General features: G+C 58.8%; 11 protein-coding genes and 2 pseudogenes. 1 reads left to right on the top strand and 12 read right to left on the bottom strand.

The genetic code is table 11. The features are described 5' to 3' along the window. Window positions 1-303 precede the first annotated feature (303 nt). The 7 genes from argH to KIH78_RS04865 all read right to left on the bottom strand — a co-directional run bounded on the left by argH (window position 304) and on the right by KIH78_RS04865 (window position 9990). Window positions 304-1776, bottom strand: a complete 1473-nt coding sequence (argH, locus tag KIH78_RS04835) for an argininosuccinate lyase (protein WP_219131495.1) — start codon at window positions 1774-1776, stop codon at window positions 304-306. Between the two features lie 88 nt (window positions 1777-1864). Beyond that, window positions 1865-5194 (bottom strand): type I restriction endonuclease subunit R, EcoR124 family, encoded by a 3330-nt coding sequence (locus KIH78_RS04840; protein ID WP_219131496.1) that lies wholly within the window; start codon window positions 5192-5194, stop codon window positions 1865-1867. Window positions 5195-5205: 11 nt separating this feature from the next. Further along, the gene (locus tag KIH78_RS04845) at window positions 5206-5421 is read right to left on the bottom strand and encodes a DUF3791 domain-containing protein (RefSeq protein ID WP_219131497.1); all 216 of its coding nucleotides are present in this window, start codon (window positions 5419-5421) and stop codon (window positions 5206-5208) included. Further along, window positions 5405-5662 (bottom strand): hypothetical protein, encoded by a 258-nt coding sequence (locus KIH78_RS04850; protein WP_219131498.1) that lies wholly within the window; start codon window positions 5660-5662, stop codon window positions 5405-5407. The genes KIH78_RS04845 and KIH78_RS04850 overlap by 17 nt, the downstream gene beginning before the upstream one ends. Further along, window positions 5659-6138, bottom strand: coding sequence for a DUF3990 domain-containing protein (locus tag KIH78_RS04855; protein WP_219131499.1), 480 nt, complete (start codon window positions 6136-6138; stop codon window positions 5659-5661). The genes KIH78_RS04850 and KIH78_RS04855 overlap by 4 nt, the downstream gene beginning before the upstream one ends. A gap of 16 nt (window positions 6139-6154) precedes the next feature. After that, window positions 6155-7429 (bottom strand): restriction endonuclease subunit S, encoded by a 1275-nt coding sequence (locus KIH78_RS04860; protein ID WP_219131500.1) that lies wholly within the window; start codon window positions 7427-7429, stop codon window positions 6155-6157. Further along, on the bottom strand, window positions 7426-9990 hold the full coding sequence (locus KIH78_RS04865; RefSeq protein WP_219131501.1) for a type I restriction-modification system subunit M: 2565 nt from the start codon (window positions 9988-9990) through the stop codon (window positions 7426-7428). The genes KIH78_RS04860 and KIH78_RS04865 overlap by 4 nt, the downstream gene beginning before the upstream one ends. 89 nt (window positions 9991-10079) lie before the next feature. Here KIH78_RS04865 and KIH78_RS04870 point away from each other — a divergent pair. Next, window positions 10080-10541, top strand: a pseudogene (locus KIH78_RS04870) (restriction endonuclease subunit S); the annotation flags it as partial. Here the strand turns inward: KIH78_RS04870 and KIH78_RS04875 are convergent. The 5 genes and pseudogenes from KIH78_RS04875 to KIH78_RS04895 form a co-directional block, all read right to left on the bottom strand. After that, on the bottom strand, window positions 10534-11463 hold the full coding sequence (locus tag KIH78_RS04875) for a site-specific integrase (protein WP_219131502.1): 930 nt from the start codon (window positions 11461-11463) through the stop codon (window positions 10534-10536). The pseudogene KIH78_RS04870 and the gene KIH78_RS04875 sit on opposite strands and share 8 nt — an antisense overlap. A gap of 62 nt (window positions 11464-11525) precedes the next feature. After that, window positions 11526-12074 (bottom strand): annotated as a pseudogene (locus KIH78_RS04880) (restriction endonuclease subunit S); the annotation flags it as partial. A 166-nt stretch (window positions 12075-12240) separates the two neighbouring features. Beyond that, on the bottom strand, window positions 12241-12969 hold the full coding sequence (locus KIH78_RS04885) for an HdeD family acid-resistance protein (protein WP_219131504.1): 729 nt from the start codon (window positions 12967-12969) through the stop codon (window positions 12241-12243). An 818-nt stretch (window positions 12970-13787) separates the two neighbouring features. Further along, a complete protein-coding gene (locus tag KIH78_RS04890) occupies window positions 13788-14096 on the bottom strand; it encodes a type II toxin-antitoxin system RelE/ParE family toxin (protein WP_214315622.1) in 309 nt (102 codons plus the stop codon). Next, entirely contained in the window at window positions 14093-14401 is a 309-nt protein-coding gene (locus KIH78_RS04895; RefSeq protein WP_214315623.1) for a type II toxin-antitoxin system RelB/DinJ family antitoxin, read from the bottom strand. Before KIH78_RS04895 ends, KIH78_RS04890 begins: the two co-directional genes overlap by 4 nt. Window positions 14402-14786 lie beyond the last annotated feature (385 nt).

Below are 14786 nucleotides of genomic sequence, written 5' to 3' on the forward strand. Positions count from 1 at the left end.
GATAAGGAAATCCCAAACGACAACGATTCCTTACGGCGGCATGACCCGCGTCAAGTTCCCCGGTCGAAGCTTCGCGCTTCCTCTCAGCCTTGCGGCTCCCGTTCGTTATGCGGCCAGACTACGCCTCCGTCGTGACATGGGCGGTGGGACGGGGCATGCAGAAAACGGACGGACGGGAGAAGGACGGACGGATCGGCGGATACGACGAGGGTCTCCCCCGATGCATCGGAAGAGACCCTTGGAACGTCACGGAACCGGACGGAACCCCGCCGACCGGACCATCGGCCGGCGGCCGGCGTCGGATCAGAAGGTGCCGGGAGCCTTGTAGGCGGAACCGTCGGAGTTGGAGTCGGCGAACACCTTGAGCTCCTCGACCTCACGTTTGGCGTCGGCGATCTGCTCACGCACACGGCCGTAGGCGGTGCCGCCCTTGCCGTTGCGGGAGTCGACGGAACCGTGGGAGGACAGCACCTCACGCACGCCCGGCGCCTTCTCGGCGGGGAGGAACGCGGCGAACGTGGACTGGAAGTCCTCGTCGGTCAGGTCCCACAGCTCCTGGCCGCGGCCTTCGGCGAGCTTCACGCACGCACCGGACAGTTCGTGGGCGTGGCGGAACGGCACGCCGTTCTTGACGAGCCATTCGGCGATGTCGGTGGCGAGGGCGAAGCCGGTCGGAGCCTCCGCCTCAAGACGGTCCGCATCGAAGCGCATGGTCTGCACCATGCCGATGAACGCGGGCAGCAGCACCTCGAGCGTGTCGACCTGGTCGAACACGGCCTCCTTGTCCTCCTGCAGGTCGCGCGCATACGCGGTGGGCAGGCCCTTCAGCGTGGCGAGCAGGCCGGTGAGATCGCCGATGAGACGGCCGGACTTGCCGCGCGCCAGCTCGGCGATGTCCGGGTTCTTCTTCTGCGGCATGATGGAGGAGCCGGTGGAGTAGGCGTCGTCGAGCTTGACGAACGCGAACTCCTGCGTGTTCCAGATGATGATCTCCTCGGACAGACGGGAGATGTCCACGCCGGTCATGGCGGCGACGAACGCGAATTCGGCGACGAGATCGCGGGAGGCGGTGCCGTCGATGGAGTTGTCGGTCACACGGGAGAAGCCGAGTTCGCGGGCCACGGCCTCCGGATCGAGGCCGAGCGTGTTGCCGGCGAGCGCGCCGGAACCGTACGGGGAGGCGTTGATGCGCTTGTCCCAGTCGAGCAGACGCTGCACGTCGCGCAGCAGCGGCCACGCGTGGGCCATGAGCTGGTGGGCGAGCAGAACCGGCTGGGCGTGCTGCATGTGGGTGCGGCCCGGCATGACGGTGCGGCCGGCCTTCTCACTCTGGGCGATGAGCGCGTTCACGAGCTCGAGCAGGAGCTTCGCGATGACGCGGGAGTGGCGGCGCAGCCACATGCGGATGAGGCACGCGATCTGGTCGTTGCGGGAGCGGCCGGCGCGCAGCTTGCCGCCGAGCTCGTCGCCCGCGATGTCGATGAGGCCACGCTCCAGGGCGGTGGCCTCGTCCTCGTCGTCCTCGATGGGCGCGAACGTGCCGTCGTCCACGCGACGCTGGAGCTCGTCGAGCGCCGCCTCCATGTTGTTGAGCTCCTCGGTGCTCAGCAGGCCGGCGCGGCCGAGGGCGCGCGCGTGGGCGCGGGAGCCGGCGATGTCGTCGTCGGCGAGACGCCAGTCGAACTGGGTGGACTTGGACAGGCGGGCGAGCGCGTCGGACGGGCCGGAAGTGAAACGGCCGCCCCACAGCGCGAGGTGTTCGGTGTTTTCAGCCATGCGTGTCTCCTTGGAAAACGGTTGTCGAACAGCCGCCGGACGCTTGTCGCCGCTGCTCGTTCTAGGATTCAGACCGTATGCCAGCCTATCAGCGTTGCGATACATCGGGCGGGGCGGTGGCGATGTCGAAGCCTCCTTCGAGCACGAATCGTTTGAGCAGCCGTTGCGCATACATGGGTACTTTGAACGAAGGCAGCTTCCGATGTTCCTGCTCCTCGAAGAAAGCTCTCGCCCGGGTACGGTCGACGCTTGCCATCAGCTTGTCGAATCGTCCGAACTCGTTGATGTTCATCTCGTCGATGCGTTTCACCGTGAATTCTTCGAGCAGCGAACGGTCCACTCCGAGCTTGTCGACGATTTTGTCGATCTGCTCATCCTTCTCACGTTTGGCGTACCGGGTGATGTAGTCGCGCAGGGTGAGGTTCTCCTCGACGACCACGTCACCGCGTTCCACATCGTGTAGGAACAGTTCGGCGAGCCGTTGCTCGTCTTTGGAGAGCGCGGCGAAGGAACGATGGAGCTGCGCGGTTACCTCAGCCAGTTCCGGGCTGTCCGCTTTGAGCGCCTTGAGCCATTTGACGAAGTTGGCGTTCATGTAGTCGGTGTCGATGAGTCCGGTATCTATTGCGGTGAGGTATCCTTCCAGTTCGTATGGCGCCTCGGGGTCGTCATCGCCGCCGTTGTGACCGGTTCCGTCGTTTCCTTCATCGTTTCCACCGTCATTGCCGTCGCCGAACAGCTCCTTGTAGCGCTGTGCGAGGATGAGGTACGTGCGTTCATCGATTTCCGGACGGATGATGGTAGGCTCATGCGACGCCTCGTCGATGGCGACGTCATCGTCGACGATGGTGTCTTCCTTATCAGAGAGCCCGTCTCCGATCTCATCACCGGCGGCATCGACCACGTATTCCGTTTTGCTCCAGTCGAAGCCTTGCACCTTCGCCGCCTCAAGGTGACGGTTCAATGCGACGAATTCTTTGGCGAATTTGCGTTTGGCTTCCACGGATTCCGGCAGTTTCGCAAGGTCTTCCGCTCCTCCGCCGGCGAATACGTCGAGAATCTCCCGGTATCGCGAATCCATGGCTTCGATGTTCTTCGGCAGTTTCTGCACGAACAGGCCGAGCGGCCTGTCGCCCGAATACAGTTTCACCGCATGTTCGATGTTGCGGCGCATGGTGTGAGGCTTGCGGTAGTAGCGGATGACACCGAATGGCTTATCCGGTCCGAACAGCCGGTTCGTGCGGCTGAACGCCTGGATGATGCTCTCGTATTCGATGATCTTGTCGAGGTAGAGCGTATTCACCCATTTCGAGTCGAATCCGGTGAGCATCTGGTCCACGACGATGAGCAGATCGAGCCGTTGCTCCGGAGCCTTGTCAATGCCGCCATAGGGGGCTTTATGCGATAGACGCGATGAGATGTCCCGTTTCATGGCCGGCCATTCCACGATACCGAAGTCCTTGCCGTACATCGTGTTGTAGTCATCCATGATCTCGACGAGCGCGTCGCCTTTGACCGTTGCACCTGCGGCGTTGTCCACGTTCGGGTCGAACAGCGCCGTGACATGCAGCCCGGATGCCTGTTTCTTGAACAGATGATAGTAGTTGATGGCCCCGGGGATGGAGCTGGTGGCGAGTATGCCGTGGAACTTGCCTCCGCGGCTGAGCACGGGGACATGCTCCAGTATGTCCGCGACCACCATACCCGGATGCGGGGTATCGATCCCGTATTGGTCACGTCCAAGATAATCCTCGATGCCTCGGATGATCGTTCCCGCGTCATCGGCTTCCGCCGCCATGGGCACCAACGCCTTGTCCATGTAATGCTCGTAGACTTCGGTCTTGTCCGTTTTCTCGAGCGCCTCCTCAATGCTGCCGGCTTTGGCCTTGTCGAGAGCGACTTTCAGTCGTACTTCGTCGTCCTTGTAGGTGGTGACCATGGTCGGGTCGAAACCGAGCACGTTGTGGTCGCGGATACCGTCGGCGATGCTGTACCGGTGCAGTTCGTTGCCGAACAGCATGGCCGTGGTGGAATGCTTCTTCTGGTTCTCATCCAGGATGGGGGTGCCGGTGAATCCGAAGAACAAGGCGTTCGGGAAGGAACGTCGGATGTCCTGGAGCATGTCGCCGAAGGTGGAACGGTGGCATTCGTCGACGATGAAGACGACGCGTTTGGCGGCCATCCTGTCAAGTTCCGTCTGGGTGACGCCGCTTTCTCCGGGTTTCACGTTGCTCATCTTCTGAATGGAGGTGACGATGAGCGTGTCCTTCGGATCGTCGCTGGCAAGCCGGTCACGCAGCACTCCCGTATTCTCGGTGCCTTGCACGTCGTCCTCGCTGTCGGCGAAGCTGCGGTATTCTTTGAGCGATTGGGTACCCAGCTCGATGCGGTCCATGAGGAACACGACCTTATCGGCGTCGTGTGAATCGGCGATGAGCTGCGCCGATTTGAAGCTGGTCATGGTCTTGCCAGAACCGGTGGTATGCCACACGTAACCGCCGGGGCGGCCGGGTGTGGAAGGCTTCTGCTCCCAATCGGTCTTGCGTACGATGTCCGAGATGGCGTTCGCCGCGATGTACTGGTAGCTGCGCAGGACCTTGAGGCATCCGTCCGCCGAGTCGGCGATGGTGTAGAATCCGATGAGCTGGTGTGCCATGGGGATGGAGAGCAGTCCGGCGGTGCCGGAGGTGCCGCCGATGAACAGCTTCCATTCGTCCTTGCCGGGGTTGAGTCCTCCGCAGATGGGCTCGTTGTTGAAGTCCGCCCAGTGGAAGTAGTAGCTCGGATTGAATTTATCGGGGCCGGGGTTGGCGAAGTATACGGCGTCGTCTGGGTTCATGGCGACGAAGATCTGCACGAGGCGGAACAGTCCGGTGAAGACGCCTTCATGAGAGTACTTTTCGATTTGACCGGTCGCCTGGCTGACGGGTACGCCGCTTTTCTTGAGTTCGATGTGGATGAGCGGCATGCCGTTGATGAGGAGGACGAGGTCGCCTCGTCGAGCGTGCTGCATTTTGCTTTGGGCCGGGTAGACGGGCTGCTGCGCGATCTGATAGGTGCTTTTGCCGCCCGCGATCTCCTTGCGGTCGTAGATGTAGAGACTGACCTCTTTGCCGAAATGCGCCTTGTCGTCCTTGTTGTCGCGGGTGATGGACACGGTGCGCCCGTTGACGAACGAGTTGAGTGCGAGCGGCGTGCGCAGGGTTTCGATCTGCTCGACGATCTGTGCCATCTCGCCGTCGGTCAGCGGGTATTCGCTGAGCCGGTCGATTCCGCTGTTGTTGCGGTACAGGATGCTTTTCCAGTTGTCGAGCAGTTGTTTTTCGGTGGGGTATCGCAGAAGCCCGTCCTTCCAGCCATGCTGTTGAAGCACCGAGATGACGCTCTCCTCGAAGTCCGATTCCTTGTCGAAGATCATGTGCGGCTTCCTTACCACTTGTGTTCGCCGGTGGCCACGAGGTGGTCGATGTCCTCGTAGGCGTTGCGGATGCTTTCCTGATGGTACATCTCGTACATGTCGTAAATCTCCTGCGTGATGCCGTGTTCGTCCCATTCACGCAGGACGTCGGAGGTGGACCGATGGTTGTCCCCCGCATACTGTTCCAGCAGGTAGATGAAGAAGCTCATTTCACGAGTCAATCTCATCCCTCCTCAGGTACAACGAATTTCTGGGATCGCCCGTGACCTGCTCGACCTCCCACATGTCGAAGATACCCGCCGGGGAAAACTCCGTCATATGCAATTCCGGGTCGCGCAGCATGGCATAGGTTTGGGAATGGATGAAGACTTCCAACGCCTTCATGGGAGGAAACCCGTATTTCTGGCATATCCGTTGGACGATCTCATGATCGTAGTGGATCAGCAGCTCTCGTTCCAATGTGGTCATGGCCGAATCACCTCGATGCAGGTCAGGGCGTCGATCGTCCGTTGCGTGCGGAACGCATACTGGTCTTTCAGGTTCTGGGGCATCAATCGTTCCAAGGTCTCCTCCGTGGTATAGATTCCCGCGAAGAATCCGTTCAGAGTGGGCATGGTGGCGTCATCCGCCACCGGACCGAGCACCACGTCGTAATCATCGTTGAGCGGGTCCCCGCTCCGATTCGCCGCGATATAGTCCAGCCAGTCGGCCGTCGCATCGGTGAATCCCAACGTATCGAATTCGTCAAGAAGGTGCTCGTCGAATTCATACACGGTGACGAACGGACTGCCTGTCCGCCGGCGTTTGGCGGACAATACCGCCCACCGGGAGGCCTGCTCCAGACTGCTGGTCAGGTAGAATCCCGGACCGAAATCCAGACGACGGTCCGAACGCAGCAGCCGCGGGTGGCGGACTTCGACGTTGCTGCCATGGTACAAACGCATGATGTCGGCCTCCCTCCTAGACGAACATCTTGTCAAGCATGGATTGCTTGATGTTCTTCAGCAATGCCAACTTACGCTGATGAAGGGTGATGAGGTCGTCGAGGCGCGTCAGAACAGTGCTGATTCGAGCCTGCTCCTCGACGGAGGGAGCCGACAACAAAGAGGTTTCCAAGGCCATCTTCGACAACGCGATGACCTTAATCCCCTGCATGAAGGGAATCAGCCGATCATGGAACGTCGGCGAGTTGAGGTAATGCCCCAGAAAACCCGGAGCATACCTCCTCAAAGGCCTGCAGGCAATCGTATGCAGCCCCGAAAACACCCGCCGTTCCCTGAGATTGCACAGTTCCGAACACTTCCCCGCAGTCACGTCCTCGGCCGTGTCGGCAACTACCACATCCCCATCACGGAGCCGGTCGCAGTTCAATCCCTCCGCAACGGCATCATTCTCGATGCGGGGAAGCTCCGCCTCGTCAAGATTCAGAATCGAACCATACTTGACGAGGACATCACCGTAATGCACGTCAAAGGTCCCGCCATTATCGGCGCTAAGTTCCGAACGCGAAAGCGTGTTGTTCCGCAGAAAATCAAATTCATCAGCAAACTTACGCTGTTCCCAATGGTCAGTAAAACCAGCGAAACGAACTTCCGGAACGGACTCCCCCTCCTTCGGGAACATTTTTTCAAGCATCGATTTTTTGAGCACCACGAGCTTGTCATGCTTACGCTGATGAAGGGTGATGAGGTCGTCGAGTCGCGAGAAGAACGCGCCTATGGCCTGTTGCTCCGGCAGAAGCGGCATCTGCAGGCCCATCTTTGTCAGCTTAACAAAATCAACACTTTCGACGGTTGTCCCTGTTTTGCCATACTCAAGCAGCAGAGTTTTGTTATGAGCTTTGAAGAACTGGAGAAGCCACAAAGCACTACAAGAGCTGTCTGGTTGAATTACTTTAATGTCCTGATTAACAGTCGATGGTTTCAGCAGCATTGCAACGGGAAGCGTATGACGCAGAATTCCACTTCGAGTAACCATGACCAATGAACCAGATGGGTAACGTGTTAATTCACCGGCTCCTCTTTCCGTAATCATCGTTGTAGTTTCATCTAGATAACTCCGCTTGACATCTTGTGATGTTACCCAGAGAATGTCTCCATCCTCATAATTCGATGAATCCGCCATAGAGGGAGTGTGCCCCCCGCCAAAAGAGGCAATGTCGCCCAACTTACGCTGTTCCCAAGGGTCAGTAAAACCAGCGAAACGAACTTCCGGAACGTTCTTTCGTTCACTCATCGCGTGCCTCCCAACAGGGTCCTGAGCTCGGCGATTCCCTTCATGTCGAACTCGTCGCCGACCAACCGATCGAGCATGGAGCTCAGTTGGGTCTCCGCTTCCGTGATCTCGTCGCACACGTCGGCGTAGGTGGTCGCGTATTTCTCGCCGAGCACGACGACCTGGTTCACCAGATCATCGAGAATCCCGTACGGCAGCTGTTCCAACCTGCTCTGCAACGGCTCCACCCACTTGTCTTCCAGCAGGTCGCGCGCCTGTTCGTCACTTAATCCTTCGATGGTCGCCTTGGTCGTCTCCTCCAACGCGGACCGGCGGTCCTTGATGTCCTTTTTGACCTTTCGTTCCTCGTCGAGGAGCTTGCCCGCGGCCACGAGTACACGGTCAAGCTCAGTTTCGGGATGCTTGCCAATCGTCTTCACGGCCTTCTTCAGTTCGGCGGCGACGAAGCCGTCGTCCTCCTCGTTGATCGCGTCGGAATCCTTGTCGTCCTCGTCGAGGTTCTCCAAGAGCTCGTCCAGTTCCTGTCCAATCTCGGTCAGGCGATGCTCCCGCAACTCGATGGCCTTCAGGTCGTCGGCGAGCAGACGCCGCTGCACGAGGTCGAACGGCAGGATACGGCCGGTCCAGCCATCCTGCACTTCGACATCCTTGCCGCCCTTCTTCTTGACGACCATGTCGGGGTCCACCGCACGTACCGCGTCGAATCCCTCGTTCTGCAGGGTCTCCAAGTCGATGGAGACCGTCTGCCATCCATCATCGAGCGCCTGATATGCCTCGTATACATCCACAAGAGGGATGCCGGCGAGACGACGCATAAGATCATCGGCGAGCGTCTCCTCCTCCGCGGCGATGTTGACGGTCTCGCACCGGTCGATGAGCGAACCGCGCAGGAAGTCTCGGTAGTCGGAGAACGCATCGCGATATCGGTCGATATACGCCTTCACCTGCGCGTCCTCATGGACCGCTTGACTTACGTCATCCACGGCGATGCGAGCTGCGTGACCGTCGCCGGTGTCGAACAGACGCTCGCGCAGCTGCGGGAACACATCCCAGTACCTGTGCAGCGCATCGATTTCGCGTTCGGGGATGCCACCGAACATGGTGGCGTAGATGTCCCAGCTTTCCGCCGGCTTGGAGGAGTCCACATACCTCGGGATGTTGAGGTTGTAGTCGTTGTCGCGGATCTCCTGGATGCTCACCAGACGGCTGAATTTGTCGATGGTGCGGTTGCCGGCCACCGCGTCCACGATGCGTTTGATGTCGCTGGCACGCAGCTTGTTGTTCTTGCCGTCCTTGGTGAAATGCTTCGAGGCATCCACGATGAGTACGCCGTCGTCGTCGCGGTGCTTGCGCAACACCATCACGATGGTGGGGATGCCGGTGCCGAAGAAGATGTTCGCCGGCAGACCGATGATGGCCTGTATATGGTGGTGTTCCACGAGGTTGCGGCGGATCTCGCCTTCCTCGCCGCCGCGGAACAACACGCCGTGCGGCAGGACGATGGCCATCATGCCGTCATCGCGCAGATGATACAGGTCGTGCAGCAGGAACGCGTAGTCGGCCTTGGATTTGGGCGCGATGCCGTACTCGAAGCGGATGTCCTCACCGGCTTCCGGCGGCTCCCAGTTCTGCGAGTACGGCGGGTTCGAGACCACCGCGTCCACGAACAGCGGCTCATAGGTCTCGTCCTTGGTCTCGTCGGTATCGAACCACGGCCAGTCGTCCTTGAGGGTGTCGCCGTTGCGGGCCACGATGTTGTCCGGCAGGATGCCACGCATGACGAGGTTCATGCGCGTGAGGTTGTACGTGTTCTCCTTGAGCTCCTGCGCATAGTATTTGATGTCGTCCGGATTACCGTTGCGGCGTGCCACGGCCTGACCGATGTGGATGAGCAAGGAGCCGGAGCCGGATGTGGGATCGTAGATGGTGATTTCTCTGCGCCCCTTCAGATGCCCGGCGATGATTTCGCTCATCAGCTGGGAGACCTCGCTCGGCGTGTAGAACTCCCCGGCCTTCTTACCCGCGTTCGAGGCAAACTTGTCGATGAGGTACTCGTAAATGTAGCCGAGCACGTCATAGCCCTGACGGGCGTCCATCGGAATGTCCTTGATGAGGTAGATCAGGTCCCGGGCGGCCTTGCTGCGGCTCTTCTCATCCGTGCCGAGCTTGGACAGACCGGTCTGCAACGTGTCGAAGATGCCGGCGAACACGCGCTTGCGAGCCGGATCGATATTACGGTCGAACGCGGAAAGCGCGTCACGCACGTCGGAGATATGGAAGTCGGAACCTTTGCCGATCCATGTGGAGAACAGATTACCGTAGGAGATGAAATAGCCGCAGGTGTCGCGCACATACTCCACGGTCTCGGCATCGTCCTCGACCAGCTCGTGAAGATCTGCGTCCGTCCAGTCCTCCGCACGCAGACGGGCGACCTCCGTCTCGGACAGGAACTTGTAGAAGATGAAGCCGAGGATGTAATCCTTGTACTCATTGGCTTCGATCTTCGAACGCATCCGGTTCGCGGACTCCCAGATCTTGGCGGCCAGTTGCTGCTTATTCATTCCCTTGCTCCTTGCTCCGATACACGAATCCGGTCGTCAATGTGCCGTCACGGTAAAACAGGTGTCATTATAGTTCCGCTTGGGAACAGCGTAAGGTTCTTCATATTGCCCCTTTGCAAAGAGGTTTCGACCTGCCCGCTGAGAAAATTGTTCCCGGTAAATATCCTGTTGTGATGTCCAACGGCATCGGCGCATATCACAATGCGTACAAAGTAGAAGGTCCCGGAGTCGTAACTGGACGTTCCGGAACCATCGGAAACTTGCATTATGTCGAATCGGCTTATTGGCCCCATAACACGGCTTTGTGGGTTACTCATTTCTATGGCAACAACCCCCGGTTCATTTTTTATCTCTATGAGAAATTGGATTTGAGCCGTTTCCAAGCAGGTAGTGGTGTACCGACCCTTAATAGGAATGATGTACACGATACGATGTTGGCCGTTCCAGCTTCCACAGAAGAGCAGAAGTCAATTGCCGAGTTCTTCTCCCGTCTCGACTCCCTCATCACCCTTCATCAGCGTAAGCAGTGGTATTCGTTGATGGTTAGATGAGGGTGGAGAGCGCGCGCATCACAATATCGACGTCCTTGTTCTCCAACTCGCGGATGACGTGCAGATATGTGTCCTGCGTGGTGTTCATGCTCGCATGCCCAAGACGTTTGGACACACTGGCGATGGAGACGCCGGCGAAAAGCAATAGCGACGCATGCGTATGTCGCAGACCGTGCACGGAAATCACCGGTACCTCCGCATGTTCACAGTGCCGGGCCAAAACGCTATTCGCGGTCGAGTTGTATACCTTGCCGTTCACAAAGATGGGTTTATCTTCCGGCAAGTCTTTCAGCAGAGCGGACAGCTGCATGATGAGCTGCCAATCCAGCTGTACCTTACGAATGGAGGAGGCGTTCTTCGTCGGCACGAATCCGCCGCCATTCTTGTAATCCCACGTCTTGCTGACCGACAAGGTCTGATGGACGAAATCGAAATCAGCAGGGGTCAGTCCCAAAGCCTCGGAGAAACGAAGCCCCGTCTTTGCGATGAGCAGTATCAGCCAATCCCAGCTCGGAGCGGCACCTAGTTCAAGGTCAGCAAGCATCGCATGAAGTTCGAACTGGTTCAGGTATTTCGTCTTCTTCTCTCTCGGCTGGCGCCCTTTGATGATTGCCTTCCGTGTGGGGTCGCGGGGAATCAGCCCTTCGTCGACGGCATCGAGAATGGCTCCTTTCAACTGATGATGAAAATCCATGGTCGTTTGCCGCTCGTGGTGTTCCGCGTATCCGTTGATGAGCTTCTGATAGTTCACGCGATCCATATCCGCGAGTCGAAGGTCGGGGATGAGTTTGCCGAGCCAAGCCTGGGTGAGCTTGTACTTCCTCATCGTCACTTCGCGAATCGCGCCCTCCTTGTAGACGCTGACCCACTGGGAATAGTAATCACAGAACAAGGTTCCGTCGTTGGCGATGTCACCGGGCATATGCTGTTCTCTTTTCTGGCTGGTTTGTGCTTACGCTGATGTTGGATGTCATAACCAGCCAATCAATCAGAGAAGACTCGGCGCGTCATCGTATCTATTGCATGCCGTCGCTCACGCTGATGAAGGGTGATGAGGTCGTCGAGTCGCGAGAAGAACTGGCCAATGGCCTGTTGCTCAGCCTGTGAAGGTACAGCAATAATCCAGCTTCTTACTTTTTCGGCATTTAAGTTACTCTGCGTTCCCGTAGAAACGAGTTCCGTCCACTCATCCTCAGCATTGGCCTTATCGAGCCTCGCAAAGACGAAATCTCTGGTTGCCTCCGTAGTAAATACCATGTTGAAGAATGCTTGGCTTGTTGCCATCTCGCGGTAGGTAATGCCCACTTTCCCCACACTTGCATACATGGCGAGAGCAATGGCGCCAGCAGGCACTAACCATGCGGCGCTGTTTTCAAGTCCCTCTCTGGTAATGTACTTACCAACATCTTTGATGTAACGCCCAGAGACATCCGAGATACCCAACAAGGGTATATCTCCACCGTAGTAGTTGCAATTCCCTACCGATGGGGTGCCGCCCGAACCGGCATAAGAATACAGTTCCCCCAACTTACGCTGTTCCCAAGCAGAACAACCATATCAGCACCACCGCTCTTTCCCATCAACGGGAAGTCCTCCACCAGACCGGGCTTGGCGTTGGCGTCTGCATGCCGAAATGACGTGTGGCCTCATATGAGGCCACACGTTCACGAAAGCTGAATCGGTACAGCACCGGTACCGTTCAGCGGCCCTTCGGCATCCTGCCGAACGTGAAGGCGCGCACGAGGGCGGAGACTCCCATGACGACGAGCGCACATCCGGCGAAGACGACGAGCCACACGGTGGAGCTGATGGGCGAGAGCAACACCACGAAGCCGGCGATGATGGAGACGACGGCGTAGAGCACGGCCCAACCGGAGCTGGGGAGCCGCCAGGATTCGACGAGCGCCATGAAACCTTCGAGCATCCAGCCGATGCCCACGGTCATGGTGACGAGCACCGCCAGGGTCTGTCCGGATAGGGCGGCGTTCTTGAGCACGGCCACGCCGCCGACGGCGAGCAGCACGCCGACGAGGATGTCAAGCACGCGCCAGCCGCTCGGCAGACCGAGTTCCACGATGGCGACGACCACGCGCACGAGGCCGGAGACCACGAGATAAATGCCGAGCAGAACGGCCGCCACCTTCAACGTGGCGCCAGGCCAGAACAGCAGGGCCGTGCCAAGCAGGACGGCGGCCACGCCGATTATGCCGTAGAAGCCGCGCACCCAGTTCTTGGTGTGCTGCGGCAGCATGGTCTCGATGAGTTTGAACGGGTCGACCGGGCGGTTGTTCCACGGATCGCCCGAACCACCGTTCCCTCCTGGCTGTCCGGCATACGGGTTGTTCGTCTGGTTCACGTACGGGTTGGCGTATGGATCGCCGTTCTGTCCGGCACGCGGTTCGCGGGGATCCTGATTGATGTTCGTCATGATGGCCTCCTTACGTCCTGCATCTGCGTTTCTGCCACCATGTTAGGCAAGCCGTCTAGTTTTTGCCATCATCACAATTGGTCATGTTGCCCAATAACTATCTTCGTGAGAGCATGTGGCAACATCCGCGCCTGCACCGCCGCCGCACGGACATCGGACACCAAAGCGAAACGTCTGGGGCATCACACGCGAATCACACGACGGAAGCCCTACCAATCGTTCCCGTAGGCACGCGCCATGCTCCCGCGACCTCGCAGTCGAACAGGAGGAACGAATCATCGCCGATTCGTCGCCCATCGCGATACAAGGAATGCGTATCGCAGTACCAGAGTTCGGCGCGATTCCGCTTCGAACGTTTGCCGGACCGGGTGAGAGCGCCCGTCCCGACACCGCCTCGACGACGCTCCACGGTAGCAGCCGGCGTGTGACCGACGATCTGATCGAACCCCGCCAGAGGGCCGCGCGCCAATTCCTCCCTGCCGGCCCATACCGGCGAAGGAACGGCATCACGGCGCCCGCCGCGTTCCCGTCCGACCATCACTCCGAACGGCCGGACTCCCCCACCGGCGGCACCCTTCGCGAATCCGTTGACGGCATCCGCCACCGCCGAAGCGTCGTGCGACGCAGGAAGCGACAGCGAAGCCGATACACTACGCTTCCCCAGACGCCCAGCCAGCCAATCCCACCATCCTTGGGTGACTCCGGCATGGGAGGCGAATACCTGATGGCCTCGCGCATCCTGGAAACCGAACATGATGCGAGGCCGCATCTCGTGCACCGCACCACGGGCATGTGATGCGGTCCGATGGAATCCTCGGCTACAGCACCTCGCCTTGGAACAGTTCGGCGTGTGTGCCGATGCGGACCATGCGAATCACGGTATGACCGGCGCGTTTCCAGTACAGCACCAGCACGTCGATATCACCGGCCAAATGGAACTCCCAATGCCCGTTGTAGTTGCCGCCGGCGTTGCCCAACACGTGCGGACGATACCCCTCGGGTAGTTCGCCGTCCTCACGTAGCATCAGAATGGCGTCGTCCAGATCATCCAGCAGTTCGGGATGAACGCGGCCCAGCCACTCGTAATCCGCATCGAAACGCGAATCGAACTTGATGATGTAACTCATTCGGCATGTCCCCTCAGCTTGCGCAGGTGCTCGCGCACATCATCCTCCGTACGGCATTCCACGGCGTCGTCAGGAATCAGCCCAAGCTCCTTGGCTTCAGCTTCCACCATCGCGCGTCGCGTCTCCTCGGTCGGCGTCAACCGCACGCCCGTATACCGGCGGGGCTTGAACGGCACGCCGTCCTCTTCGAGCGACTGACGCAGGAACATGTTCACCGCAGTGCTCAAGCTCATTCCCATGGACTCGTACAGGGCGGCGGCACGCGTCTTCACATCGTCATCGACATTGGCGATTACTTTACCCATAATAACCTCCCAACGGTAATCAGATGGTATAAATCATATACCAAAAAGGTAAACAAAGAGTATTGCACCGCCCAGCGAAAGCGAGATAATAAATAGCTATTCGGGTGTTTGTGTGGGTGTGAATCACCTGTCTGGCTTACTGCCTATTGGCGTCCAGGGAGTTGGAGGCAAAAGCTGATTGTCAGCTTCCCGTCATCCAAAATCACGCAGACGACAGCACCATCAGATTTTCTCAATGAAGTCTCCGGAACATGACTCCGGAAAGTGCTCGCCGGCCACCGCTCCGGCAAATCCCTCTGTCCTCAATGAAGTCTCCGGAGTATGACTCCGGAGATCGGAAACGGGCCGTCGCACCGCTGCCGCACTATGCGATTCCTCACCGAGA

This window comes from Bifidobacterium saguinibicoloris (genome assembly GCF_019331725.1).
Taxonomy (GTDB): Bacteria; Actinomycetota; Actinomycetes; order Actinomycetales; family Bifidobacteriaceae; genus Bifidobacterium; species Bifidobacterium saguinibicoloris.

What these genes read in the sequence shown, in the direction of transcription:
- argH (WP_219131495.1), bottom strand. Translation starts at nt 1,776, where the DNA reads ATGGCTGAAAACACCGAACACCTCGCGCTGTGGGGCGGCCGTTTCACT.
- KIH78_RS04840 (WP_219131496.1), bottom strand. Translation starts at nt 5,194, where the DNA reads ATGATCTTCGACAAGGAATCGGACTTCGAGGAGAGCGTCATCTCGGTG.
- KIH78_RS04845 (WP_219131497.1), bottom strand. Translation starts at nt 5,421, where the DNA reads ATGAGATTGACTCGTGAAATGAGCTTCTTCATCTACCTGCTGGAACAG.
- KIH78_RS04850 (WP_219131498.1), bottom strand. Translation starts at nt 5,662, where the DNA reads ATGACCACATTGGAACGAGAGCTGCTGATCCACTACGATCATGAGATC.
- KIH78_RS04855 (WP_219131499.1), bottom strand. Translation starts at nt 6,138, where the DNA reads ATGCGTTTGTACCATGGCAGCAACGTCGAAGTCCGCCACCCGCGGCTG.
- KIH78_RS04860 (WP_219131500.1), bottom strand. Translation starts at nt 7,429, where the DNA reads ATGAGTGAACGAAAGAACGTTCCGGAAGTTCGTTTCGCTGGTTTTACT.
- KIH78_RS04865 (WP_219131501.1), bottom strand. Translation starts at nt 9,990, where the DNA reads ATGAATAAGCAGCAACTGGCCGCCAAGATCTGGGAGTCCGCGAACCGG.
- KIH78_RS04875 (WP_219131502.1), bottom strand. Translation starts at nt 11,463, where the DNA reads ATGCCCGGTGACATCGCCAACGACGGAACCTTGTTCTGTGATTACTAT.
- KIH78_RS04885 (WP_219131504.1), bottom strand. Translation starts at nt 12,969, where the DNA reads ATGACGAACATCAATCAGGATCCCCGCGAACCGCGTGCCGGACAGAAC.
- KIH78_RS04890 (WP_214315622.1), bottom strand. Translation starts at nt 14,096, where the DNA reads ATGAGTTACATCATCAAGTTCGATTCGCGTTTCGATGCGGATTACGAG.
- KIH78_RS04895 (WP_214315623.1), bottom strand. Translation starts at nt 14,401, where the DNA reads ATGGGTAAAGTAATCGCCAATGTCGATGACGATGTGAAGACGCGTGCC.